The organism is Ruegeria sp. AL12 (genome assembly GCF_056540885.1).
Map to the genome: position 1 here is coordinate 1 of NZ_JBQFXN010000122.1, position 728 is coordinate 728.

Here is a 728-nt window from a genome sequence, read left to right on the forward strand (position 1 = left end):
AATCACGCATTGGAACCCGCCCATCTGGGGCAGGCGCTGGCCTCGGCAAACACCGGTGATCTGCTGATCTTGCAGAATGAAACCAATGCCCAGGTCGAAGCGGCGCAGCTGGGGCGCAAGCTTGGCCTGACCGTCTGTTATGCCGCGGCCCCGTTTCAGGCTCAGGCCGTTCAGGGCGTTCTGCCTTATCTGGATTTCCTGATCCTGAATGAGGTGGAGGCTGAACAGCTGCGCCAGGAAACCGGTCTGAGCATCGCCGATCTGCCCGTTCGGCATGTCATCGTTACCCTCGGCTCAAAAGGTGCGAGGTACTTGCAGCAGGGCAACGATCCGGTCGAGTTTCCCGCGCATAAGGTGCGGGCGGTGGATACCACAGGGGCAGGCGACACCTTCACCGGCTACGTGCTGGCAGGCATGGATCGCGGAATGCCAATGGAACAGGCCATATTGCAGGCAAACCGCGCCGCAGCCCTGATGGTCATGCGGCACGGAACGGCGGATGTCATTCCCGATCTGAAAGAAGTACGTGACGCATCCTTTGACTAGGAGCCTGCAAATGGCGCATCCCCACCCCAAAGCTGCTTGACGCGCGCGTCACGACCACAGGCTTTGCGATACGCCTTGTAGGCGTTGTGCTGGCGCTTTGGTCCAAAACGGGTAAGGACCAGTTTGTTGCCTTTGTAATAATCCTGATGATACGCCTCGGCGGGGTAAAAGGGTCCTGCGCT

At 59.5% G+C, this 728-nt stretch carries 1 protein-coding gene and 1 pseudogene; one reads left to right on the forward strand and one right to left on the reverse strand.

Translation table 11 applies throughout. The annotated features are described in order from the left end of the window. On the forward strand, positions 1–546 hold a 546-nt coding region (locus tag ACR0C6_RS21755; protein ID WP_480621226.1), incomplete at its 5' end, for a PfkB family carbohydrate kinase. On the opposite strand, the pseudogene ACR0C6_RS21760 reads toward ACR0C6_RS21755, so the two are convergent. Then, a pseudogene (locus ACR0C6_RS21760) lies at positions 543–728 on the reverse strand (peptide-methionine (S)-S-oxide reductase MsrA); the annotation flags it as partial. The gene ACR0C6_RS21755 and the pseudogene ACR0C6_RS21760 sit on opposite strands and share 4 nt — an antisense overlap.